This is a genomic window from Amphritea atlantica (assembly GCF_024347255.1).
In the GTDB taxonomy this organism is placed as follows: domain Bacteria; phylum Pseudomonadota; class Gammaproteobacteria; order Pseudomonadales; family Balneatricaceae; genus Amphritea; species Amphritea atlantica.
Genome location: NZ_AP025284.1, coordinates 4,098,583 through 4,120,916 on the forward strand (window position 1 = coordinate 4,098,583; position 22,334 = coordinate 4,120,916).

Sequence of the window (22,334 nt, forward strand, 5' to 3'; positions counted from 1 at the left end):
GCTTCAGCTTTTCCTGGCGAGCGACGCAGTCACATCTAACCATTGGCAGAAACGTTCTAACAACTCTCACGCTCTTTTCGCGCCACACCTTGCGACCAGCTGCAGGCAAACCGGTTGCGACCATTGCGCTTAGCCTGGTACAGCATACGATCAGCGGTCGAAAAAAGGTCGTCTAACGGATCGTCTTCGGTTGGTATCATTGAAGCGACTCCGGCGCTGATAGTGAGCAGATGGCCTGCCGTTGATGCCGGATGCTCTATCGCCAGTTCGAGAACCCTGCGCCGACACTGTTCTGCTATATCGCGGGCAGCATCCTGCCCGGTATCAGGCAGCAGCAGTACAAACTCTTCACCGCCATAACGGGCAAAGAAATCGGTTGATTTGACGGCAACCTTCTGTAGCGCTTCAGCCACCTGTTTAAGGCATTCATCGCCCTGAATATGACCGTACTGATCGTTGTAGTCTTTAAAGTGATCGATATCGATAACGACTAACGAAACCGCGGTTGCCGTACGTACTGCATGCTCCCATTCACGCTCCAGCGTTTTGTCGTATAGTCTGCGGTTGGGTACACCGGTCAGCCCATCGAGATAGGAGAGCGCTTCGAGCTTTTCATTGGCCTGCTGTAACGCCTCCTCCATCGCTTTACGCTCAGAGATATCGAAAATAAACCCTACCAGGTCGGTGGTAACGCCATTCTTGCGAATCACATGGACAACATCACGCACCCAGACATACTCGCCATCTGCGGTCAGAGCGCGATAGTCTGCTTCATGATCAATCCCGTTTTCACACAGATTGATGCAGTTATGAGCAGTTTGTTCACGGTCCTCCTCATGGATACGATCGATCCAGTCCTGGGCACTCGTCCAGCTATCCTGACGCCAGCCCAGCAACGTCTCAATCTGAGGGCCTATATACTCGAAAGCTTTGGTTTCCCAGTTTATTTTCCAGGGGATCGCCTTCGTTGATTCGAGCAATGTTCTATATATGTCGTCATCCTGTTCTATCATGCGGTCAAACTCCTGAAAACCTCAAAGCTGGCAAGTGCGTTCCCCGACCAGCTAACAACAAACCCAGGCTCCAAATATACCCCAGCTCTGTCTCTGATAAACGTTCAAAAACTTAAACTGGGACCTAAATATATTTTTTACTATCAGAATGAGAAACGCGTGCTGCAGATATGTCCAACGACACGACAGCAGGCTTACCGCTGCTCTATTCTGGTAGCCTGTGCTATGCTCCCCATCCATTCCGACTAAATAGATGTTCGATGGGTCATGCTGACTAAAGCACAATCTATTACTAATTTAATCTATAAAAAATGAGCCTGGAGAGTAATACTGTGGACTACGACTTCACCCACGATATATACGGTGCTTTCCGGGCTGAGTTTTCGATGGGTCATGAAGCACTGGGGTACTGGCTGACCTATGAGTTACGCAGCCGCCAGCCAGTTATTACTGAGCTGCTGGAGATTATCGCAGAGTTGAAAAACCATCAGCGAATCGATTATCTGATGGAGGGGGCGGAATACAACCTCCTGCTCACCCGGGATGAAGCCGTGGTGCGAGCTCACGCACTGGATTCAGCATTTGAAGAGCAACAACCGGAAGATAATCTGGTGTTCTATGACCAACAGTCAACGGCCAGCTGTGGCCTGGATGATTTTATTGAGATTATTGATGGCTGGCAGCAGTTTACCTCAACAGAGTAAGCCCGGCCGGGCAACGGGTGTGGGCTGACGCTGTTAATTCGTTCAGCCCCCTTAGGGCTTTGCATTCGCCAAAAGTCGCTTAAGCGACTATTCTCAAAGATCAGGTTGTAAACCGTAGGCAGACCTATATCGATGTAATGTATATAGCCTGTAGTAAACAGCCATTCTGGTCACTTTATAGCCCGGTCAGTCTTGTTTTGTCATCAAAAGGCCCCGAATATATAGGTACAAAACAAGCATCTGTTTACATTTGAGAGGGATCTGAATGTTTTCACGTTTACACAAATCGGTTTTGGCTGTCTTACTGACATCACTGAGCTACGTTGCTGCTGCCGGTGGTCATCAGCTAGAGCTTTATACGGTTAATTTCCCCCCCTATACCATTATTGAGCCGCAAAACACTATCCGCGGTATCGATGTAGAGGTTGTCACTGCGGCGTTTGCCGCCGTAGGCATTGAAGCGATCATCACCGAAGCCCCCTGGAAACGCATCCTTAAAAACATGGAACACGGCAGAGTGGCCGGCACCCTTTCCTGTGCCCGAAATGCACCCAGAGAGAAATTCATGCTGTTTAGCGAGCCGATTAGTGAAAATATCTGGGGAGCAGTAACCTCCCGGGATTTTGATTCCCACAACCTGTCTCACTTATCAGATATTCAGGGCTATGAGGTGATCGCCGTGGCTGACTGGGGTCAGTCTCAGCAGCTTAGTCAACACAACCTGCGTCATTCCGTCACCCCCGATATAGACAGCGGCATCCGTTCGGTGGTGTACCGCAATGTTGATCTGTTTTATAACGGCAAACTGCCATCCCTCTATCATGCCCAGAACCTCGGCCTGCAGGATAAGATTGCTTTCCACCGGTTTGAGGATATTGAGAGCACCCCCTTACACCTCTGTCTCAGCAGGCTTTACCCTGACAGCCAGACACTGTTAGAACAGTTCAACAGTGGGCTCAATAAAATTAAACATTCTGGAGAGTTTGATGCGATATATAAAAAATATAACTGATCAGGCGCTAAACGGATTGGCAATTTTGTTGCTGCCATTACCGGGGGTGTAATGTTGCGTTTTAAATTTATTCATCGTCTCGCCTTTAAGCAGGCAAGGTCTGTTTTACTCATCTCCTTAGTACTGGGGATGATCTCCACCGGTTGGCAGATCTACAATGATTTTGATCTGGAAAAACATCATCTCCAGCTCACCGTTTCGCAGATTACCCAGTTACATAAAGAGTCTGCCGCCCGTGCTGTGTATAATCTGGATGATGCCCAGGCAGAAGAGATTACCTCAACGCTGATATCCAACCCCTTTATCTACCATGCTGCAATCATCGATGACTTTGGCGACAAGCTCGCCGAAAGGATCCGTCAGCCAGTCGCGAAAACATGGCTAGCCTCGCTGGGGAACCATCTGTTTCAGATCAACAGTCACATCGAGGAACCCTTAAGCATCAACCCGTCTGATCAGGATGATGCCCGGCTGGTGATTGACCTGGACACCGCCCATATCGCTAATAACTATGTTCGCCGCGCCATGACCAGCCTCTCCGTGGGCCTGATTTCAAGCCTGATTCTGGCAACTATTTTTTTACTGTTAATCTATCGTTATCTGTCTCAGCCTATTCTGGATATTGCCCACTGGGTTAATCAACTGCGGCAAAGTGAGAGCTGCCCGCCCCTGCCCTATGATAAACCCGACGAACTGGGTGAGCTGGCCACAGGCTTTGCCCGCCTCTGGGAGGAGCGAAAAGATAAAACGGATCAACTCAACGACACAATTGAGCGTCTCTCCAAAAGTGAACATTTGTCCCGTTCACTGATGGATAATGCTGGTGATGCGATGTTTCTCTGTCTGCCTGATGGTTCAATTGTGCGGGCCAACCATCAGGCAGCGGACTCCCTCAAATGTAACGAAGCAGCCTTTACCGGTCGCTCCCTGGCGGAATTCAGCAACAACTATTCAACCGAATCACTGCAGATCCTGTTTACAACGATTGAAGAGAAACAGGTCAGTACAATTGAAGATATTCAGATCAGTACTCAGGGTGACACCTTCCCCATTGAGGCCCGTTGCATCCGGATGTGCCTCGATGATAACGACTATATTCTGATTCTGGCCCGGGATATTTCGGTCAGAAAAGAAGCGGAAAAACAGATCTATGAGCTGGCGTTCTTTGACACCCTGACCGGGCTGGCTAACCGCCGACTGTTTATCGACCGACTGAAAACCGCCATGAAATTCCATCAGGACAATCAGCGCTATGGTGCGGTGCTGTATCTGGATCTGGATCGTTTTAAAACCATCAATGACTCGCTGGGGCATTCGATCGGTGATGCGATTCTCTGTGAGGTGGCAAAGCGACTGATTCAGATACTGCCTGAGAATGCGACCTGTGCCCGCTTTGGCGGAGATGAGTTTGTGGCGCTACTGCCCGATACCGGGAGTTCAGCCGAACTCTGTGCTGAGACCGCCGCCAACTGTGCCCTGCAAATTCTGGCAGAGCTGGTAGTCCCGTTTGAAGTGGATAACCACCAGCTATTCTGTAGCACCAGTATCGGCATCGCCGTTTTTCCGGATAAACATAACAGTGCGGCAGAAACCCTGCGCCATGCCGACACCGCCCTCTACCGGGTAAAAACGCTGGGACGTAACAGCTTTCAGTTTTTCGACCCGGAGATGCAATCCTCCGCACAGGAAAGGCTGGAGGTGGAAAAAGGGCTGCATCAGGCGCTTAACAACCATGAGTTCGAACTGTGGTTTCAACCCCAGGTTAACAGCGCGGACCAGATTCTCGGTGCCGAAGTACTGCTGCGTTGGAGACACCCGGATAAAGGTATTATTTTACCGGGATGTTTTATCCATATCGCTGAAGAGAGTGGTCAGATAGTTGAGATCGGTAACTGGGTTTTACTGCAAGCGCTGCAACAGCTGGCGGCCTGGCGTGAGCAGGGACTACCGGAGTCATTCAAACGCCTGGCTATCAATATCAGCCCATTGCAGTTTATGCAGGTTGATTTTGTTGATCGTGTACTGGAGATGCTGGACCAGACAGGCATTCCCGGGCTTCAGATAGAGCTGGAGATTACTGAAAATATGTTGCTGAACAATTTTGAGATCGCCAGCAACAAGATGAAACTGTTAAAACAGCGGGGCATCTCCTTTGCGATCGATGATTTTGGCACCGGCTATTCATCACTGCGATACCTGCACTACCTGCCGCTGGATATCCTGAAGATTGATCGCTCTTTTGTTACGGGCCTGCGTCCCTCTTCGGAACTGGCTGCTATTGTCGAGGTGATTATCGCCACCGCTGACCGGCTGAATCTGACGGTGATCGCCGAGGGTGTAGAGACCCTGAATGAAAGAAGCGCCTTGATGGAGCTGGGCTGTAACTGTTTTCAGGGCTATCTGTTTTCCAAACCACTCGATGCTAAACAGTTTTATCAGAAACTCTGCGCCTCAGTGGAATCTCAACTGTCAGAGTTAAACAATTCATAACACCCCTGCCCGAATCAGATCAAAACACTCCATAATCCGGGCAAGGTACTGATCTTTCGGGCGGAAGCTGTTGCTGCTATGCTGCAACATGTCCTGCTCCATATGACCGAGCATCTTATTAAGCCGGTAACGATGCAACCCGGTGGCCGCCTGTACCGGATCAGAGATAACACCGGACAGTGCAGCCAGTGCAGATAACAGGGACAACACCCCGGCAATAGTGGCCACCGTCACCCCTAAAGAGGGTGATGGCGGGAATACACTGTAATAGAGATTGCCCAGGGTTTCCCCCAGAATAAACTCACTGGCGGCCAGTTTTGTGCTGATAATCGTCGCCAGCATCAGCGCGATACCGATCCCTCCCGGGGTAAATTTCTGAAAGGCAAACGCGCCCAGCACAGTGCAGGAGAGAGTGTTAGTGATATCAGCCGACGCAGTGCGGGTGATGCGATACTGGGTCAGGGCTTCCTCGATAACCGGTTCCATCCGGGTATGAAACTGTTCAATATTGACACACGACATACCGCCCCGCTGATATAGCGTCCTCAGCTCTTCGGTTATGCACCAGCTCAGCGAGGCGTGGGGCTGATTGTGCTGCAACAGATCACTGAGCACCAGCTCACTGATATGGGTCTGCACCCGGGTGGTAAACCCCGCCGGGAAACGTCCCAGCAAACGGTATAACCAGCCTAGCCGGGGAAACCGGCCGACACAAAAGCGAATCAGACTCACCAGAGCAAACAGCGGTGCCCAGAACAGATTCACCGGTGCTCGTAAAACATCAGAGCCAAACGCTACCCGGTTGGTTTCGAGCGCCGCCGGATAGCTAAAATGTCGTTCGATGAAACCTGGAACCCGTTTCCGGCACTGTTGAAAGTACGTCTGGATACCTGCGACAACCGCCTGCTGAATATCCGCTTCGCCTACTGCCTGCTTATCTGAGTCTGACGGTTGCATGATGCCCTAAAATTCTGATCACGTTGACACAAAAAACATCACCAGCACTTCCGGATATTGGTCTGGGGGGAATGCTGATGCCCACGATGTTATCGACTGGATGGATCGGCTAAATAGTGTAGCGACTTCAGATAACAATGACAGGCCCCTGTTATTAAAAATTCATAAACCAGAAATCAGATGCCGGATTTTCAGGTTCATTTCAAGTTAATCATCAATACTGGTCTGGCATCCATTGAAGGTGTCTGGATTTCACCGTTTGAGAAACTACTTTTTACGGGCCTCCGTGATCAGTGATCTGATCAGCCCGACCAGGCAGGAGGCCACCACAAAACCAGAGGAAGAATAACAATGATCACCAATATGAAAACCAAACTTTCCGGTGCCGCTATCGCCATGGCGGCAGCAGGTCTGGCCGGCTGTATGGGGGCAAATGCCGCAAACTCGTCTACCGCGGCACCAACCGATACTGTCGAACTTGGGCACTGCTACGGGATCAACAGCTGTAAGGGCCATAACGATTGCAAAACCGCTAACAATGCCTGTAAAGGGATGGGGTCCTGTAAAGGACAGGGTTTTGTTACCATGCCAACTAAAGCCTGTACCGATGCCGGTGGTAAGGTGCGGGATGACTGGCGGGATCAGATTGCTAAAGCAGAGCTTACCCAATGCTTTGGCGTGAACGTCTGTAAAGGCCATAATGACTGCAAAACAGCAGATAACGCCTGTGCCGGTCACGGTTCATGCAAAGGCACTGGTTTTGTTTTGACCACTGCAAAATCCTGTGCGGATATCGGTGGCACAACTAAGTAAGCGAAGCTCTACGACTAAACGCTTTACCTGAAGCCCCTTTCCCAACGAGTAAGGGGCGTATCTAGTTACCTGATGGAGTTGCCATGAACGATCATTTTCTGGGCTTTGGCCTGGGGCTGCGAACCCAGCACTTTAATGATGTGCTTGAAACCCGCCCCGATGTCGACTGGTTTGAGATTATCTCAGAAAACTTCATGGTTGCCGGAGGCAAACCCAAATACTATCTGCACGCCATTCGAGAGCACTACCCGATGGTAATGCACGGCGTGTCGATGTCGATCGGCTCCACCGAACCACTGGACAAAGAGTATCTGCAACGCCTGAAACTGCTGGCCAATGAGGTACAACCACAATGGCTCTCTGATCACCTCTGCTGGACCGGTCTGGAAGGCGTTAATAGTCATGATCTGCTGCCGATGCCCTACACTGAAGAGGCGATTGAGCATATCGCCGGAAGAATCATGCAGGTGCAGGAAACACTGGGCAGACAGCTGTTGCTGGAAAACGTCTCCAGCTATATCAGTTATACCGAATCAGCGATGTCCGAGTGGGAGTTTTACAGTGAGGTGGTTGAACGGGCAGACTGCCTGATGCTGCTGGATATCAACAATATCTATGTCAGTTCACGCAACCATAATTTTGATGCACAGACCTACCTGAACTCGATCAACCCGGATAGGGTGCGCCAGTTTCACCTCGCCGGTCATAGCGACTATGGCACCCATGTGATCGATACCCATGACCATGATATCTGCGATCCGGTATGGGAACTGTATCGCCAGGCCCTGCATCGCTTTGGTGCCGTCAGTACGATGATTGAGCGGGACGATAATATTCCGCCGCTGAATCAACTGGTGGAAGAACTGCAGATCGCCCGCGATATTGCCGCCGGGATACTGCCCCGCCAACAGTCCGGCAAGCCAGTCGCAGCACTGGAGGCACGATGAGCCACTCAACCCGTTTACATCTGCGCCAGCAACAGATGATGGCGGCACTGCTGGCAGGCGATCAGGCGATTACTGAACATATCGCCGGCGATCAGAACCTCAATGCGGAGCAACGTCTGTCTATCTACCAAAGTGGCTACCGACTGCGCCTGCGGGAAGTCATCGATAATGATCACCCGGTGCTGGGCAGCTATCTGGGGGATGATCTGTTTGAACAGATGGTGGATGGTTATATCGAAGCCGTGCCTAGCCGATACCGCTCGCTCCGCCATTATTGTGACCCGTTACCGGAATATCTGCAGCAGGATTCATTTTTCAGCCAATACCCCCATATCGCTGAACTGGCAAAATTTGAACGCAGCTTACTATCATCGTTCGATGCCCCTGACCGGGACACCGCGGCAGTCAGCTCGCTGCAACAACTTCCCCCGGAGATCTGGCCTCAGCTGCAGCTGCGCTTTCATCCCAGCCTGCAACTGTTCACCAGCTATTATAATAGTGTTGAGATCTGGCAGGCGATCAAGGCCGAACAGCGTCCTCCTGATCCGACACCACAACCGGCCTGCTGGGTCATCTGGCGTAACCGGGAGAGACTCACAGAGTTTCGCTCCGCGCCCCCTTTGGAACAACGCTTAATACATAGTTTCTTTCAGGGAGACAACTTCACCACAGCGGCAGAACTCACAGCAGCCGAGGTCGGCGAAGCAACCGCAGCCGCGGAGTTACTCAACATTTTAGTGCGCTGGCTTGAACTGGGCTGGATCGCTCAGCTAACCGATGAAGCCGCACCGCCCAGCCTTAAGGAGGTAGAATAACCGCAGTCAGAAAAGACGATGTGCAGCCCCCCCGGCAGTGATATCTTTAAGTCTGAGCCTCACTTACCGCTTTGCACTAAGTTTACAAACGGATTATCACACCCCATCCCGTCCGCCAGAGTGATCCGGTTCCGCCCCTCCTGCTTACTCACATATAACGCATTATCCGCGCGCATAATGGTCTGCTCAATCGGCTCATCTGCAGACCATTGCGCTATCCCAAAACTAAGAGTGACGGGCGAATCGAGAATCTCATCATCAGCATATAACTGTTCCAGCCGCGGATAAACCTTCTCTAACAGCGTTTCTGCATCCCCGGCGGATGCATCTGATAGCAGTATCAGAAACTCCTCCCCACCCCAGCGAATCAGTGCATCACTTTTGCGGATAGTGGCTTTAAGGGCATCAGCTATCTGGCACAACACAATATCACCGACGGCATGGCCATAACGATCATTGATCTGTTTAAAGCGGTCGATATCCGCCATGACAACAGTAATTTGCTGCTTCTTTCTCAGCGCCTGCAGATATGCCTGTTCCAGCAGTACTCCTCCCTGTCTTCGATTATACAAACCGGTCAGGCTATCGATGTCAGCCAGTTTTCTAAGTTCGGCTTGCTGATTCAGATGAAATCCCCGCATAATCATAATGGCGAGAATCGACAGCATGCCCGACACCAGCATATTCACCAGTTTCATATAAAGCAGATATTCGCTAAACGGAAACTCAAACAGGGGTTCAAACAGGCCCACATTCAACAGCGCAAAAACCAGAACCAGCAGAATCGCGGTGATAAACACCCGAATACGACTACTGCTGGTATCCATAACAGCCAGGGCTGACATCGACCAGAGATAATACTGAAAGCCGGGATCTGGCCCCAGGTAGTAGGACACAACCACCGAGTGTAACAAGACTTCGCAGCAGAAAATCTGGATCGCCAGATCAATCCGGTACTGCTTACTCAAGCGGATGCCGTAAACCCATAACAGGACACTGATACAATTCAGACCGGCGAGCAACTCAACACCGGTAAAATAAAAAAAAGGGATAAGCAGGATATGCACCAGTGCAGCTATCGGCGCAATAAAAAGAATAACCTGTAAACGATGATAGTCTGTCTGAGTCGAACGATTATAGTTCGCGCTCTGAAACAACTGCTTAACACCATCAATCACATGCATCAGGACTCCAGACCATTATATATTATGGCTTTTGCCAGCAAGTGACATTATCGGTGTCCCGCCAGCCTGTAAGGAGTGATCAGAGTAACCTCTACAACAGTTACCTTTAATCAAAGTAATAAGGTCATTGGCTAAAGTCAATTCTAAACACTGCCACAGCGATCAGGCAGAACCTTGCCTGGCGCCCTGATTATGGTGTCACCAGCAGGTAGCGGTTTATGGCGGCCTGATCTGCGGTCAGCTTTTGCAGTACCTGTTGTTCCAGTTTCCAGTCTTTTTCAAGCAGGCTGTGTTTCAGATGGACTGACAACTTGTGCAAGCCAAAAAACAGATCGAACAGGCCATCCAGCTGATGCCGATAGATGTAGGCTTTCTGCTCGTAAAAAACCTGATCATAGTGGGTTTTATACTCTATATATTCCGGCGTCCACTCGTTATTACGGAACAGAATGAATCCATCAGCATCATTAGCAGCCTTATAAGCCAGATACTGTTGTTGCAGACGGTCACTTAACATCAGATAACGAGTCACCATCTGCTGGATGAAGGCTTGCTGGTTCGAGGGCTCTAACTGCTCATAAATAATGGTAGGTGTATCACCCTGTTGTTCATCACTACAGCCTGACAGCGCAAAAAGAACCAACAAAAGAGGAAGAATGGCAAGACGAGAACGAAAAGAGACAACAGAGATAACCATAACCAACAACACTATCTAATTTTTCAACAACTATAGCCCCTTTAGCTCCTGAATGACGTTACCACTATACATATTTTGAGTACTTAAACATGATAACAGGGGAGTCGTCGTATCAGTTCAGGTCTGACCGGGTTGAGATAGATTTAAATAAACCCGCAATTAACTCGCTGACCGATGCCATATTCCCACTGGTTTTCATATAGATACGCAATCCAATCATCTGCACCTGAAGCTGCTTCGCTATCATTCGTGGATCTGGATGACCTGCTAACTCACCCTGCTTTAGTGCCAATTGTAAAATGTCTGTAAACCGGTCTTCAGTACGCTTCAGCAACTCGCGGGACAGCTGCAATAAATCAGGATGTTGTTCATTAACTTCTGACAACGTTTTCACCAGCATACACACTTCACTTGGATTTGAATCCCGCTGGTCAACCACCACATTCTGGAAGAACCTTTCCAGCCCCGCCAAAGGTGATCTCTGTTCTGCAATATGACGCATCAGAATATCCGACATCTCTTTTGAATAACATTCTAATGCCTCGCTATAGAGCTTTTCCTTACTGCCAAACGCAGCATAAATACTTCCCGGACGCATATCGATCGCCTGCTGCAAATCCCGGGTTGAAGCGCCATTAAACCCCTTTTCCCAAAACAGCAGCATCGCTTTGCGAATAACATCTTCACGGTTGAACTTTGCAACATTCGCCATACTGGCCACCTTAATTTGAACAGTTGCTCAAATTCTAACTTGAACAATCGCTCAATATCAAATAATCTTTAATTTTGAGCAATTGCTCAAAATATAAATTCCAGCCGTTGAGGATGATCAAATGAACGATTTAAAAATACATACCATGGAAACAGCCCCTGAAGAGAGCCAGCCTCTTTTACAGAATTCGATAAAAAACTTTGGCTCTGTTCCCAGTCTTCATGGAGTAATGGCCGAGTCTCCTGTCGTGCTTGAGGCATACCAGATGCTTCATAAATGGTTTCAGGAAAGTTCATTTGATGCAGAAGAACTCACAGTCGTCTGGCAAACGATCAATGTTGAGCATGAATGTCACTACTGCGTTCCAGCCCATGCCGCTATTGCCAGGATGATGAAGGTTGATGATCAGCTAACGGCTGCACTTCGTAATCGTGAGCCGATGCCGAACTCAAAGCTCCAGGCTCTCCATGATACAACCCTTCTGATTGTCCGTAATCGTGGCCGCGTCGATGAAGCGGATATCGCTGCCTTCTACGCCGCAGGTTATACACAGAAGCATCTGCTGGAGATCATTCTCGGTCTGGCACAAAAAATAATGAGCAACTATATCAATCACCTGGCAGATACCCCTATCGATGAACGATTCGCTGCATTTGTAGCGTAAAAACCACCAACAAGGCCAGCCAATAACGCTGGCCTTTACAACCCATAGCGCATCTCTATCCGTTAATTTGTTCAAAAGTGCTGCAGTCATTATTCAACATAACCAGCCCAACCGTCTCAGATCATTGATACCAAGACTTCTGGTGGATATATACCATCCCCTGATCAGAGTAATATTTGTTTAAGTTTAATAGCAGAACACTTTCAGGGCATAACTATGGAATCTTTTCATTGGGACCAGGGGTTTCTGACAGGCATTGCCGATATCGATGATCAACACCACCACCTCGTGGATGTCATTAACAGCTTTGGCGAGCTTATTTCTGGAAGGGAAGCTCCAAACTATAGCGATGTTGAAGCGCTTTTCAGTGAACTGACAGAATACACCCATTACCACTTCAGCGAAGAAGAGGCCTTTATGGACGCTGCTGACTTAGATCCCCGCTACCTCATTCCTCATAAAGAATCACACCAGCACTTTATCAATGAAGTAGAAAAAATGCGCACGTCTATTACCCCGGCAACCATGGACCGTTGCGAGAAGGTGATGAAGTTTCTGGTGCACTGGCTGGCTTACCATATACTTGGGACCGATAAATCGATGGCTCGCCAGATCAGCCAGATTGAAGCAGGCGTATCTCCGGCTGATGCCTTTGAACAAGAGCAACAACATCAGGAATCATCGACGGGTCCTTTGCTTGCAGCTCTGACTGGATTGTTTCAACAGGTCTCTGAACGCAATCATGAACTGTACAAGCTAAACCAAACCCTTGAGCAGCGGGTAGAGGAGCGAACCCGGGAACTGGAAAACGCCAATCATAAACTGGAAGTTATCGCTCTCACGGATGCCCTTACTGGCCTTCCAAACCGGCGCCATGCATTGCAGGCATTTGAGCAGCTCTGGGGGGAAAGTGATAAAAACAACTCCCCGCTTTGCTGCATGATGATCGATGCTGACTACTTCAAGCAGATTAACGATACTTATGGGCATGATGCTGGTGACGAAGTCCTGCGACAGCTCTCACATACACTGAAAAACGCGGTGCGAAACGATGATATAACCGCACGTCTGGGGGGTGATGAGTTTCTGATTATCTGTCCGAATACAGACCTGAAAGGCGGGTTACAGGTTGCAGAAAAAATGAGCCTGGCCGTTAATGCTCTCAGAGTACCGGCCGGAAAAGAGGGTGAATGGAAAGGTAGTGTTAGTGTGGGAATATCCAGCCGCACCCCGGAAATGGCCGGACCGGATGACCTGATAAAAGCCGCCGATAACGGTGTATACCTGGCCAAGCAAAGTGGCCGCAACTGTATCAGAACCGCTCAGCCATCACTCTGAATTCAAGGCATTAAAAAGGCCGCAATGGCGGCCTCTTTACTGTCGATATAACGAATTACTTCTTGCTGTCATCGCTCATCAGTTTGCGAATTTTGATAAACGCCCAGATCATGGCGCCAGCCATTCCGGCAACCCCCAGCAGGCTGGGCCACAGCGTTTCGAACAGATACGGATCCATAACAGTTACCTTTTTTGTGTTTCAAACTTGGTATTGATACTACTCCTGATGCGATTCGCGAATATTGATATAACTCAATAAGTAGATTGATTCACCATTTTCCTCAAACGCCCCCTCACGGGCGGCCTGACTATCCCCTGCCCTCAGGTCACTCTTTCAGACAGGCACACGTCCCGCTATACACGTCACTGCAGTCTGGTGCTGCCTGATCATGCAGCACCAGACTGCGATAACAGCGCCATTCAGCACAGCGTTATTCAGCCAGACAGTCTCAGACAACAACCTCGCGGGTCGGCAGATTGGTCACCGGGATACACAAATCAACCGCTAAAAATCTAAATTTATTTATGACTTATCAAAAACTCATAACTAATAGCCAAAACATATTTTTAACTAAATAAGAATAGAAAAATACAATCACAACCCCCGCCTGAACAAAGAAATAAAATCTAATAAAATCAATACCTTAAAAGAAGTCTATTGTCGCTCAAAAACCTCCTGAAAAACAAAAATAAAAACCTTTCAAAACAACAACTTATACATATAAAAATAGCTAAAATAACTTTTGATTATTCAATAATTGTTATATAATAATCTTAATCGTATTTAGAACCTTCAATTAAAGGGTATTGATCATGCAAGAGAGAGAAATTAAGCTTCTGTTTAAAGCTGGAGTGTTTGATTCCTGTCAGGCTGCTCCGGTCTCTATTGCCCGGGGCTGGCGCCTGAAATTCATTACCAAACAGAACGAGGTGCTCACCCTTGACCTGCAACGCTCAAGAAAAGAACGGGAGTTCAAAAGTCTGGATGGAGCGGCCGCAGTGGCCAAACGTATCGGATTTGAGTGGCTAAACGTTCAGATCGGTGAAATGGAGTGGCAGGAAAAAGTATAGTTTGCCAAACCGTCGCGTTCAGAGACGGTTAGCACAATGCAGTCTCCGGGAATGGCGGATGCCGTCCTGTTGCGTACAGGTTTGCCAGGCAGATCTGACGCTGAACAGCAGGGGAAGGGGCCCGGAGGACTGTAGATGGCCCGGTACCTCAATAATAACGAGATATAAAGAGGTACCGGCCCGCGGAGGTAACCCGCAGGGGCCTGCGACGGTTATTTGTCGCCGAGTGCGGACTTTATTTTTTTATCGGTGTTGTACTGACTCAGGGCGTAGACCGACCAGATCGCAGCCGGTACCCAGCCGACCAGCGTCAACTGCAAGACCAGACAGATGATACCCGCAAAGGGGCGGCCAATGGTGAAGAACTGCAGCCAGGGCAGCAACAGCGCTAACAACAATCGCATAATTAAATCTCCTTTTTTCGCTTACTCTGTACAGTGAATGTTAACCGGTTAAGCCGTCCCGCAGCTCCGCTTCTGTAGCGCTACGCACCTGCATCACTTCGACTGAAAAGTTCAGTATCTGACCGGCAAACGGGTGGTTTGCATCGATCGTCACTTCACCCTCTTCTTCATCGATATGGGTGATTGTCACCAGCTGAGGCGAACCATCTTCACCCTCAATCTGGCACAACAACCCCTCCTCGATCTGGTCAAAACCGGCAAAAGATTCAGCATCAATAATGCTGACCTTATCCTCATCCCGCTCGCCATAGCCCAGTTCAGGCTTGATTGTGACGCTGAATTTATCGCCTGCAACCCGCCCTTCCAGCGCCTGCTCCAGGCCGGGAATGATATTTTTCATGCCATGGATATAAGGCAGTGGTTCGCCGCCCAGAGAGCTATCCACCACTTCGTTATCCTCGTTATTGAGGGTGAAGTGGATCTCAACATAGCAATTATCGCTGATCTTCATTTAGTTCGTTTCCATGGTTAATATGTTTGTCAGCCAGATACCGATCGCTTCTACCTCGGGCAGACACAGACCGTGATCAACAGGCCAGCGATGCCATTCCGGCTGATATGCCAGTTGCTGCAACAGCTCAACAGCCTGAGTCCCCAGAGTGATGGGCACCACGTCATCTTCACTGCCATGATGGATCGCAATGGGTATCGTCCGGTTAGCATCGCTTTGATGCTGCTTAATCAGCCCGGCAGTGGCCACATAGGTAGACAGGGTCAACAGACCCGCCAGCGGCCTGTCACAGCATAACGCGGTATGGTACGCCACGGCACCGCCCTGAGAGAAACCGGCCAGCACAATCCGCTCGGAGGGAACTCCCCGGGCAATTTCGCGCTCGATCAGAGCCTCAATCTGACTGACAGAGTGAAGTAACCCCTGCACATCAATCTTACGCTCCAGTTTCATCTCCAGAATGTCATACCAGGCGGGCATCTCCCAGCCCCCATTCACGGTGACCGGTTGCACCGGCGCATTAGGAAACACAAACCTGACCGGCAGAGTATCCGGCAGATTAAGCGCCGGTACTACGGGTTCGAAATCATGTCCGTCGGCACCCAGCCCATGCAACCAGATCACACTGGCAACGGCGGGTTGCGCGGGTTCGACTTCAACACAGGAGAGTCGTTGTTCTGTCATCCGTTAAGCTCCGTCGGGGTTCAGGGTGAGAGACGATCGATCTGCCACTGACCGTCCACCAGCGTATAGCTGAAGCGGTCATGCAGGCGGCTTGCCCGTCCCTGCCAGAATTCAAAATAGCTGGGAATCAGACGATAGCCACCCCAGAATTCAGGATAAGGGATATCACCCTCTGGATGCTGCTGTTGTAACTCTGTGACGGCCTGCTCCAGTGTTTCACGGCTATCGACAACGGCACTCTGATGAGAAATCGCAGCACTGATACGGCTGCCAACCGGACGCTCGTTAAAATAACGTTGCCCTTCTGCAGCAGAAAGTTTTTCTACCCGACCCTGAATCCGCACCTGCCGTTCCAGCCCATACCAGTAAAACATCAACGCCGCCTGTGGATTGTCTGCCAGCTCCTGCCCTTTGTGGCTGCGATAGTCGGTATACCAGGCAAAGCCTTCAGCGCCAAAATGCTTCAGCAGAACGATTCGTGCAGAGGGCATACCCGACGCACTAGCGGTGGCCAGAGTCATCGAGGTAGCATCATCGGGACGGTATTCGGTAGCCGTTTGCATCCAGTCAGCAAACTGCTGCACCGGATCAGCGGCCAGATCGGAACGGTTAAGAGGGTGCGCCTCATATTCACGGCGCAGGGCTTTAAAATCGCCCTGATCGGATTGACTCATAGAGAACCTGAAAATTAATTGACGGTGTCATCCCCCTGTATCAGATCAGGCTGATACAGGCACTTCAGCCGCTATAGTACTTCACAATGCGTTCAACATCACGGTGATAGCCATCGCCAAACAGCAACAGATGATTCAGATAGTGATAGAGATTATAAAGCTCAACACGCTCTCGCCAGTCTGGCAGAACATCACTATGAGCCTCGTAGACCTGATAAAAACGCTCACTGAAACCGCCAAACATCCGGGTCATCGCCAGTTCCGCTTCTGCCCAGCCATAATAAACCGCCGGATCGATCAGCGCCGGTTCGCCCCTGGGACCGCAGATAACATTCCCCGACCAGAGATCCCCATGCAGCAACACCGCAGGCTGACAAGGCACCAGCTCAGAAAGTCTGTCGCACAGCCGTAACATCTGCTCAAACAACCCCGATGAGATACGATTGCGTTGCAAATTCTGCTCTGCCAGCACCTGATAACGCTGTTGTGCGTAGAAAACAGTGCCATCCGCCTGCCAGCGATTGGGTTGCCGGGTGCCACCACAAAAGGTATCGGTGTCAAAACCAAATCCCCTGTTGACGCTGCCTGACCGGTGCTGCAACGCCAGACCTATCCCCAGCTGAACCGCAAAATCCTCAGCCGGAACAGCCGTCGGGAGGTATTCCAGCAGCAAACAGTTCCCTTCCTGCCATACCACCTCCGGCACTCTTAGCGCAGCGTCACCGGGCAGACGAAGCGCCTGCAAACCGGACGCCTCTGCCGCCAGCTGTTCCGCTGAGCTGCCCGACATCTGCTTCAACACCAGCTCAAGACAGTCCCCCTGCTGACTGTGCAGAGTCAGTTTGCGAATATCGGCAACACAACCACCCGACAGCGCCTGAGTTGAGGTTAGCTGTAACGATTGCTGCTTGATCCATTTGACTATGGGTTCAGGTAACAAATCTGGCATACTCTGAGTTCTGTTTTAGTAACGGTCTATACCTCTATGCATGGCACACCTGAACAACTGATCGCATGTCACGAATGTGATCTGCTGCTGGAACGGGTCGCGAGTCAGCCCGGCGAGGATGTTATCTGTCCCCGTTGTCATGCCCGTTTATATTACACCACCAACAACTGCATTGAACGCCTGCTGGCGCTATCCGTCGCGGGTCTGATTCTGTTTATTCCCGCCAACCTGTTTCCCATTCTCAGCCTGCAGGTATTTGGCCAGAGCCAGAGCGAAATTATTCTCCAGAGTGCGATGTCGCTCTACGAAGGCGGTCTGCCACTGGTGGCCCTGTTGATTTTGCTATTCGCGGTGGTCGTGCCTCTGTTCCAGTTAATCGCCCTGTTCTACATCAGTTTCACTCTGCACTACCGATGGCAAGGGCGACTGTTACGGCAGGCGATGCACAGCTATCAGCATCTGCGGGGCTGGGGGATGCTGGAGATTTTCCTGCTCGGGGTGTTGATATCCATTATCAAACTGAAAGATATCGCTGACCTGGATATCGGCCTGGGGCTTTACAGCCTCGGCGCACTGATTCTGGTGATCACCCTCAACAGTATTTTTTTTAACCCCCACCAGATCTGGCATGAGATCCATCAGCATCGCCAGCAGGACAATACCGATGGCTGACCACCTGCCCCAGTACCATTCAGCCCGTGAGCGTGGTTATCTGCTGTGCACCGATTGTGAAAAACTGCACAGTATCAGCCAGGAGGGAGCCCACTGTGATCGCTGCGGAGCCCGCTTACACAGTCGTATTCCTAACTCATTAAGCCTTAGCTGGGCCAGCCTGCTGGCCGCCGTATTGCTGTTCCTGCCCGCCAACCTGTTACCTATCATGACCTTCAAATCCTTCGGCCAGGGCGAGCCAAACACCATTCTCGGCGGTATACTCCATCTGCTGGAACAGGATATGCTGTTGATCGGTCTGGTGGTGTTGATCGCCAGCATTGTGGTGCCGGTATTGAAGATTATTGCCATGACGATTTTACTCTGCACGGTTCAATTTCGTTTGCAGACCAACCTGCGCCAGAAAACCATTATGTTCCGTATCGTCGAGTGGATAGGCCGCTGGTCAATGCTGGATATTTTTGTTATCGGTATACTGGTCGCGCTGGTGCAACTGGGGAATATTGCCCATATTGAAGGTAACGATGGCGCCACCGCCTTTGCCGTCGTTGTGCTGTTAACGATGTTTTCTGCACTCAGCTTCGATACACGGCTGATTTGGGATAACAGGAAGCCGGATCTGCCCTCCGGCGTGAGCGATAAAAAGGATGAACAATGAGCACCCCTCAAGCGGATAATGCGCCTGTAACGCCATCGATAAAGCGCCACCGTGGCCCCTCTGTAGTCTGGCTGCTACCCTTCCTGGCCGCCATTATCGCCGGCTGGCTGGTAGTAAAAAACTATCAGGACGCCGGTATTATGATTGAGGTACAGTTTGAAACGGCTGAAGGCCTTGAGGCCGGTGTTACCAAAGTGATGTACCGGGGTCTGCCAACAGGCAAAATTAAAAGCCTGAAACTGAATGAAGACCTGAAAAGTGTTACCGCCATCATCGAGATGGAGAAGGAGGCATCTGAGATCCTGGTCGATGGCACCCGTTTCTGGCTGGTCAAGCCACAGATCTCCCTCAGCGGCGTAAAAGGCCTGGATACTCTACTGTCCGGTTACTATATCGAGTTGCAACCGGGTCAGGGTAAAGAGCGTTTCAGCTTTATCGCTGATAATGAACCGGCCCCGCCCCTCAAAGACCGCCAGGGGCTCTACCTGTCATTACTAGCCGACTCCGCACAGTCGATACAGCGCGGCGCAAAAGTCTATTACCGCCAGATAGAGGTCGGCGAGGTGATCAATTTCGGTCTCACCGACAATGCCGAACAGATCCGCATCGAACTGTTTATCGAGCCGCCATACCGTCATCTGATCACCGATAACACCCGTTTCTGGAACGCCAGTGGTATCAGCCTCAAAGCCAACCTGTCACGGGTAGACCTGCGCTTTGGCTCTCTGGCAGCAATTATTGCCGGAGGGATCAGTTTCTACACGCCACCGGATGACACATCGGTGCTGACGCCGGATCATAAGTTCCACCTGTTTGCCGATTTCGAAGCGGCGGAGGATGGTATTGTGGTCAATGTTCAGTTTCCGGCGCGTACCAGTGTCCATGAGGGCACCCGGGTCATCAGTGAGGGGATTCAGATTGGCCGGGTGCAAAGTCTGCAGCTGAGCGAAGACCTGCAAACCCTCAATGCCCGGCTATTGATCGATCCCAGAGCCAGACCGCTGTTACGCTCCGGCAGTCAGTTCTGGCTGCCGAAACCCAAGCTGTCACTCACCCGGCTGCAAAACATTGGCGACCTGATTCAGGGGTCCGCCATCATCCTGCAACCGGGCACCGGTGAAGCGCAGTTTAACTTCACCGCCCTGAATACGCCGCCGGCCCACCGGCCCGCGATCTCCGGCCTCAATATCCGCCTGGAAAGTGATCGGCTGGGGTCCCTCGATTACGGCTCTCCGGTAATGTACCGTCAGATTCCGGTGGGTGAGGTCAGCGGCTATGAGCTCAACCCGGATGGAACCAAAGTTCTGATCTATGCCACCATCAAAGAGCAGTACGCCGGTCTGGTCAAACACAACAGTCGGTTCTGGGAAGAAAGTGGCATCCATCTGAAAGCGGATGTTGATGGTGTTGAGTTCGAAAGTGGCTCGCTGAGCAGTGTAATCAATGGTGGCATCGGATTTTTCACCCCCGATACCAAAGATCAGCAAAGCGTCGGTCAGGAGCACCCGTTTCATCTGTTTCGCAACTTTGACAATGCCAGTAAACAGGGACGTCTACTGTATAAGGAGAATGCAGATAAGCTGGCGATTCGGGTGCAAGCCGACACGCTCGGTTCGCTCACCAGCGGAGCGCCAGTGCTGTATAAACAACTCCCTGTCGGCACTATCAGTTACTACGCCCTGGCAGATGATGACAGCGTCATTGTTCACCTGTTGATCGATAAACCCTACCGCCACCTGGTCACCGACCAGAGCCGTTTCTGGAATGCCAGTGGCGTGGATGCCAGCCTCAGCCGCAGTGGCGTAAAGATACACAGTGAATCGATGCAGACGCTGCTGCGGGGTGGAATCGCCTTTGACAATCTCAGCGACCATGGCAAAGCCGCCGTCCGCCGTCAGCTGTTTAAACTCTATAACACCCGCAGTAAAGCGCTGCAAAAGGGGCCCGATATCACCGTGACTTTTCCGGCGGGGCCCAATATTACCGTCGGCGCAAATGTCTACTTCAAAGGTCTGATAATGGGCAGGGTCGAACAGGTCCGGCTGCTCGATAGTCAGGGCAGTGCCGAAACAAAGATCGCTCTCACCGAAGAGGGGGCGCTGCTGGCCCGCCAGGGCTCCCGTTTCTGGATCGCCGCCGCACGGATCAACCTGTCCGGCGTGGATTATCCGGAAACCCTGATTGCCGGAAACCATATCGAGGCGCTACCAGGCAGCGGCGAACGACAGCTTAGCTTCACCGGTTTACCGGAGAGCCCGGCGGAGCGCAACCTGCCGGGCCTGAATATTGTGCTGCAAACGGAACAACTCGGCGCTATCGATATCAATAGTAATATCTACTATCGGGGCATGCCGGTTGGTTATGTATCCGGTTATGAACTGAGCGATGACGGTCACCGGGTGAAGCTCTTTGTGAATATTAAAAGCCGCTATAGCAAGCTGGTAACCAAGGCCAGCAAATTCTGGAATATTGGCGGCATTGATGCTGAGTTTGGAATTTTTAAGGGATTAAAAGTGGAAACCACCAATCTGGAAAGCCTGGTTCAGGGCGGTATCGCCTTCAGTACACCGGAGGATAATGCCCAGCCGGTCAGCTCCGGCTATCAGTTTGAACTGCTTGAAGAGGAGCCGGACACGTGAGACTTCACTCACTGCTACTGGCCTGTCTGATCAGCTCGCTGCTATTACTGGGCGGCTGCGCAACCAACTCTGCCAGCAACTTCAAACTCAGTAATCTGGCGAAAAGTGATATCGACAGTGTCACCGACATGCATATCAAAGAGGTTCACAAACTCTGCCGTGAGCTGACGATAAAACTGTATAAACGTAACCCCCGGGAGCTGGCAAAAGCCCCTCCGGGCACCACGGTAAAGAAGCGTATCGCACAGATCTTCAGCAATCAGCGAATCAAAGGCTTTACCGAGCTTAATGGCGCTAAAAGTACTAAGGCGATCACGCTCAGTTTCAGTGAAGAGTACCCGGGCGACCGGGTCTTCGCACTAATGGCAGGACTCAGCAGTATGTTGTTTGCCGCCTACAACTATCAGGATGAATTTTTCCTGCTCGACGAGATCGATCAGCAGAAACTGTACAACAGTGCCCGGAACCTGGAGACAGTTGCCTGGCAACTGAACAACCGCAGAAACAGCACGGGGGAACGCTATATTCTCAGTAATGGCGTTTCTGAGAATGGTATCCGCAATCTCAGTTATGAGCGTCTGTTTGGAAAGCTGATCAGCCTGCAGGATATGATGGCGCTGCTGATCGCAGACACCACCAACCGTAATATTACCCGGGTGGTGCAGAGTGCCGCCTCAATGACATTTTTGCCTATCTGAGGGGTGTATCAAGCGCACAACATCCCTT

24 protein-coding genes are annotated in these 22,334 nt (G+C 50.7%); 13 read left to right on the top strand and 11 right to left on the bottom strand.

Annotated elements, in window-relative coordinates:
- Nucleotides 1-56: 56 nt before the first annotated feature.
- On the bottom strand, nucleotides 57-1,013 hold the full coding sequence (locus OCU43_RS19035; protein ID WP_091361156.1) for a sensor domain-containing diguanylate cyclase: 957 nt from the start codon (nucleotides 1,011-1,013) through the stop codon (nucleotides 57-59).
- Nucleotides 1,014-1,345: 332 nt separating this feature from the next.
- Between OCU43_RS19035 and OCU43_RS19040 the strand changes: the two genes are divergently transcribed.
- The 3 genes from OCU43_RS19040 (at nucleotide 1,346) to OCU43_RS19050 (ending at nucleotide 5,219) form a co-directional block, all read left to right on the top strand.
- Nucleotides 1,346-1,717 (top strand): YacL family protein, encoded by a 372-nt coding sequence (locus OCU43_RS19040; RefSeq protein ID WP_175483593.1) that lies wholly within the window; start codon nucleotides 1,346-1,348, stop codon nucleotides 1,715-1,717.
- Nucleotides 1,718-1,982: 265 nt separating this feature from the next.
- Nucleotides 1,983-2,729 (top strand): substrate-binding periplasmic protein, encoded by a 747-nt coding sequence (locus OCU43_RS19045; protein ID WP_091361152.1) that lies wholly within the window; start codon nucleotides 1,983-1,985, stop codon nucleotides 2,727-2,729.
- A gap of 51 nt (nucleotides 2,730-2,780) precedes the next feature.
- On the top strand, nucleotides 2,781-5,219 hold the full coding sequence (locus tag OCU43_RS19050; protein WP_245756627.1) for a putative bifunctional diguanylate cyclase/phosphodiesterase: 2,439 nt from the start codon (nucleotides 2,781-2,783) through the stop codon (nucleotides 5,217-5,219).
- Here the strand turns inward: OCU43_RS19050 and OCU43_RS19055 are convergent.
- Nucleotides 5,214-6,176, bottom strand: coding sequence for a DUF6635 family protein (locus tag OCU43_RS19055; protein ID WP_091361150.1), 963 nt, complete (start codon nucleotides 6,174-6,176; stop codon nucleotides 5,214-5,216). The two genes, OCU43_RS19050 and OCU43_RS19055, sit on opposite strands and share 6 nt — an antisense overlap.
- Nucleotides 6,177-6,527: 351 nt before the next feature.
- Between OCU43_RS19055 and bufA2 the strand changes: the two genes are divergently transcribed.
- From bufA2 to OCU43_RS19070, 3 genes are all read left to right on the top strand, one after another.
- The gene (gene bufA2 / locus OCU43_RS19060) at nucleotides 6,528-6,989 is read left to right on the top strand and encodes a BufA2 family periplasmic bufferin-type metallophore (RefSeq protein WP_217647473.1); all 462 of its coding nucleotides are present in this window, start codon (nucleotides 6,528-6,530) and stop codon (nucleotides 6,987-6,989) included.
- An 83-nt stretch (nucleotides 6,990-7,072) separates the two neighbouring features.
- The gene (gene bufB / locus OCU43_RS19065; protein ID WP_091361148.1) at nucleotides 7,073-7,936 is read left to right on the top strand and encodes an MNIO family bufferin maturase; all 864 of its coding nucleotides are present in this window, start codon (nucleotides 7,073-7,075) and stop codon (nucleotides 7,934-7,936) included.
- Nucleotides 7,933-8,751, top strand: a complete 819-nt coding sequence (locus OCU43_RS19070; protein ID WP_091361146.1) for an HvfC/BufC N-terminal domain-containing protein — start codon at nucleotides 7,933-7,935, stop codon at nucleotides 8,749-8,751. The genes bufB and OCU43_RS19070 overlap by 4 nt, the downstream gene beginning before the upstream one ends.
- Nucleotides 8,752-8,810: 59 nt before the next feature.
- Here OCU43_RS19070 and OCU43_RS19075 read toward each other — a convergent pair whose 3' ends face one another.
- From OCU43_RS19075 to OCU43_RS19085, 3 genes are all read right to left on the bottom strand, one after another.
- A complete protein-coding gene (locus OCU43_RS19075) occupies nucleotides 8,811-9,935 on the bottom strand; it encodes a GGDEF domain-containing protein (protein WP_091361144.1) in 1,125 nt (374 codons plus the stop codon).
- 190 nt (nucleotides 9,936-10,125) lie between these two features.
- The gene (locus OCU43_RS19080) at nucleotides 10,126-10,632 is read right to left on the bottom strand and encodes a hypothetical protein (RefSeq protein WP_139203219.1); all 507 of its coding nucleotides are present in this window, start codon (nucleotides 10,630-10,632) and stop codon (nucleotides 10,126-10,128) included.
- Between the two features lie 112 nt (nucleotides 10,633-10,744).
- Nucleotides 10,745-11,344, bottom strand: a complete 600-nt coding sequence (locus tag OCU43_RS19085) for a TetR/AcrR family transcriptional regulator (RefSeq protein WP_091361138.1) — start codon at nucleotides 11,342-11,344, stop codon at nucleotides 10,745-10,747.
- A gap of 121 nt (nucleotides 11,345-11,465) precedes the next feature.
- On the opposite strand from OCU43_RS19085, the gene OCU43_RS19090 reads away from it, so the two are divergent.
- On the top strand, nucleotides 11,466-12,008 hold the full coding sequence (locus OCU43_RS19090) for a carboxymuconolactone decarboxylase family protein (RefSeq protein WP_091361136.1): 543 nt from the start codon (nucleotides 11,466-11,468) through the stop codon (nucleotides 12,006-12,008).
- Between the two features lie 216 nt (nucleotides 12,009-12,224).
- Nucleotides 12,225-13,346 carry a GGDEF domain-containing protein gene (locus OCU43_RS19095; protein ID WP_091361134.1) on the top strand — a complete coding sequence of 374 codons (1,122 nt, stop codon included), beginning with the start codon at nucleotides 12,225-12,227 and terminating at the stop codon, nucleotides 13,344-13,346.
- Between the two features lie 55 nt (nucleotides 13,347-13,401).
- On the opposite strand, the gene OCU43_RS19100 is transcribed toward OCU43_RS19095, so the two are convergent.
- A complete protein-coding gene (locus OCU43_RS19100; RefSeq protein ID WP_261832950.1) occupies nucleotides 13,402-13,524 on the bottom strand; it encodes a hypothetical protein in 123 nt (40 codons plus the stop codon).
- A gap of 635 nt (nucleotides 13,525-14,159) precedes the next feature.
- On the opposite strand from OCU43_RS19100, the gene OCU43_RS19105 reads away from it, so the two are divergent.
- The gene (locus tag OCU43_RS19105; protein ID WP_091361132.1) at nucleotides 14,160-14,417 is read left to right on the top strand and encodes a hypothetical protein; all 258 of its coding nucleotides are present in this window, start codon (nucleotides 14,160-14,162) and stop codon (nucleotides 14,415-14,417) included.
- A 212-nt stretch (nucleotides 14,418-14,629) separates the two neighbouring features.
- Here OCU43_RS19105 and OCU43_RS19110 read toward each other — a convergent pair whose 3' ends face one another.
- The 5 genes from OCU43_RS19110 to OCU43_RS19130 form a co-directional block, all read right to left on the bottom strand.
- Nucleotides 14,630-14,821: a YqaE/Pmp3 family membrane protein gene (locus OCU43_RS19110; RefSeq protein WP_091361130.1), complete on the bottom strand. Its 192-nt coding sequence runs from the start codon at nucleotides 14,819-14,821 to the stop codon at nucleotides 14,630-14,632.
- A 40-nt stretch (nucleotides 14,822-14,861) separates the two neighbouring features.
- Nucleotides 14,862-15,332 (bottom strand): FKBP-type peptidyl-prolyl cis-trans isomerase, encoded by a 471-nt coding sequence (locus tag OCU43_RS19115; protein ID WP_091361128.1) that lies wholly within the window; start codon nucleotides 15,330-15,332, stop codon nucleotides 14,862-14,864.
- Nucleotides 15,333-16,016 carry an alpha/beta hydrolase gene (locus tag OCU43_RS19120; RefSeq protein ID WP_091361126.1) on the bottom strand — a complete coding sequence of 228 codons (684 nt, stop codon included), beginning with the start codon at nucleotides 16,014-16,016 and terminating at the stop codon, nucleotides 15,333-15,335.
- Between the two features lie 20 nt (nucleotides 16,017-16,036).
- On the bottom strand, nucleotides 16,037-16,690 hold the full coding sequence (gene pdxH, locus OCU43_RS19125; RefSeq protein WP_091361124.1) for a pyridoxamine 5'-phosphate oxidase: 654 nt from the start codon (nucleotides 16,688-16,690) through the stop codon (nucleotides 16,037-16,039).
- Nucleotides 16,691-16,754: 64 nt separating this feature from the next.
- Entirely contained in the window at nucleotides 16,755-17,639 is an 885-nt protein-coding gene (locus tag OCU43_RS19130; RefSeq protein ID WP_091361123.1) for a fructosamine kinase family protein, read from the bottom strand.
- 36 nt (nucleotides 17,640-17,675) lie between these two features.
- Here OCU43_RS19130 and OCU43_RS19135 point away from each other — a divergent pair, with 36 nt between their 5' ends.
- From OCU43_RS19135 to OCU43_RS19150, 4 genes are read left to right on the top strand one after another with little or no spacing between them, the layout of a single operon-like run.
- On the top strand, nucleotides 17,676-18,311 hold the full coding sequence (locus OCU43_RS19135) for a paraquat-inducible protein A (RefSeq protein WP_091361121.1): 636 nt from the start codon (nucleotides 17,676-17,678) through the stop codon (nucleotides 18,309-18,311).
- Nucleotides 18,304-18,969, top strand: coding sequence for a paraquat-inducible protein A (locus tag OCU43_RS19140; RefSeq protein ID WP_091361119.1), 666 nt, complete (start codon nucleotides 18,304-18,306; stop codon nucleotides 18,967-18,969). The genes OCU43_RS19135 and OCU43_RS19140 overlap by 8 nt, the downstream gene beginning before the upstream one ends.
- Nucleotides 18,966-21,608 (top strand): MlaD family protein, encoded by a 2,643-nt coding sequence (locus tag OCU43_RS19145; protein WP_091361118.1) that lies wholly within the window; start codon nucleotides 18,966-18,968, stop codon nucleotides 21,606-21,608. Before OCU43_RS19140 ends, OCU43_RS19145 begins: the two co-directional genes overlap by 4 nt.
- Nucleotides 21,605-22,306 (top strand): hypothetical protein, encoded by a 702-nt coding sequence (locus tag OCU43_RS19150; RefSeq protein WP_091361116.1) that lies wholly within the window; start codon nucleotides 21,605-21,607, stop codon nucleotides 22,304-22,306. Before OCU43_RS19145 ends, OCU43_RS19150 begins: the two co-directional genes overlap by 4 nt.
- The last annotated feature ends 28 nt before the right edge of the window (nucleotides 22,307-22,334 follow it).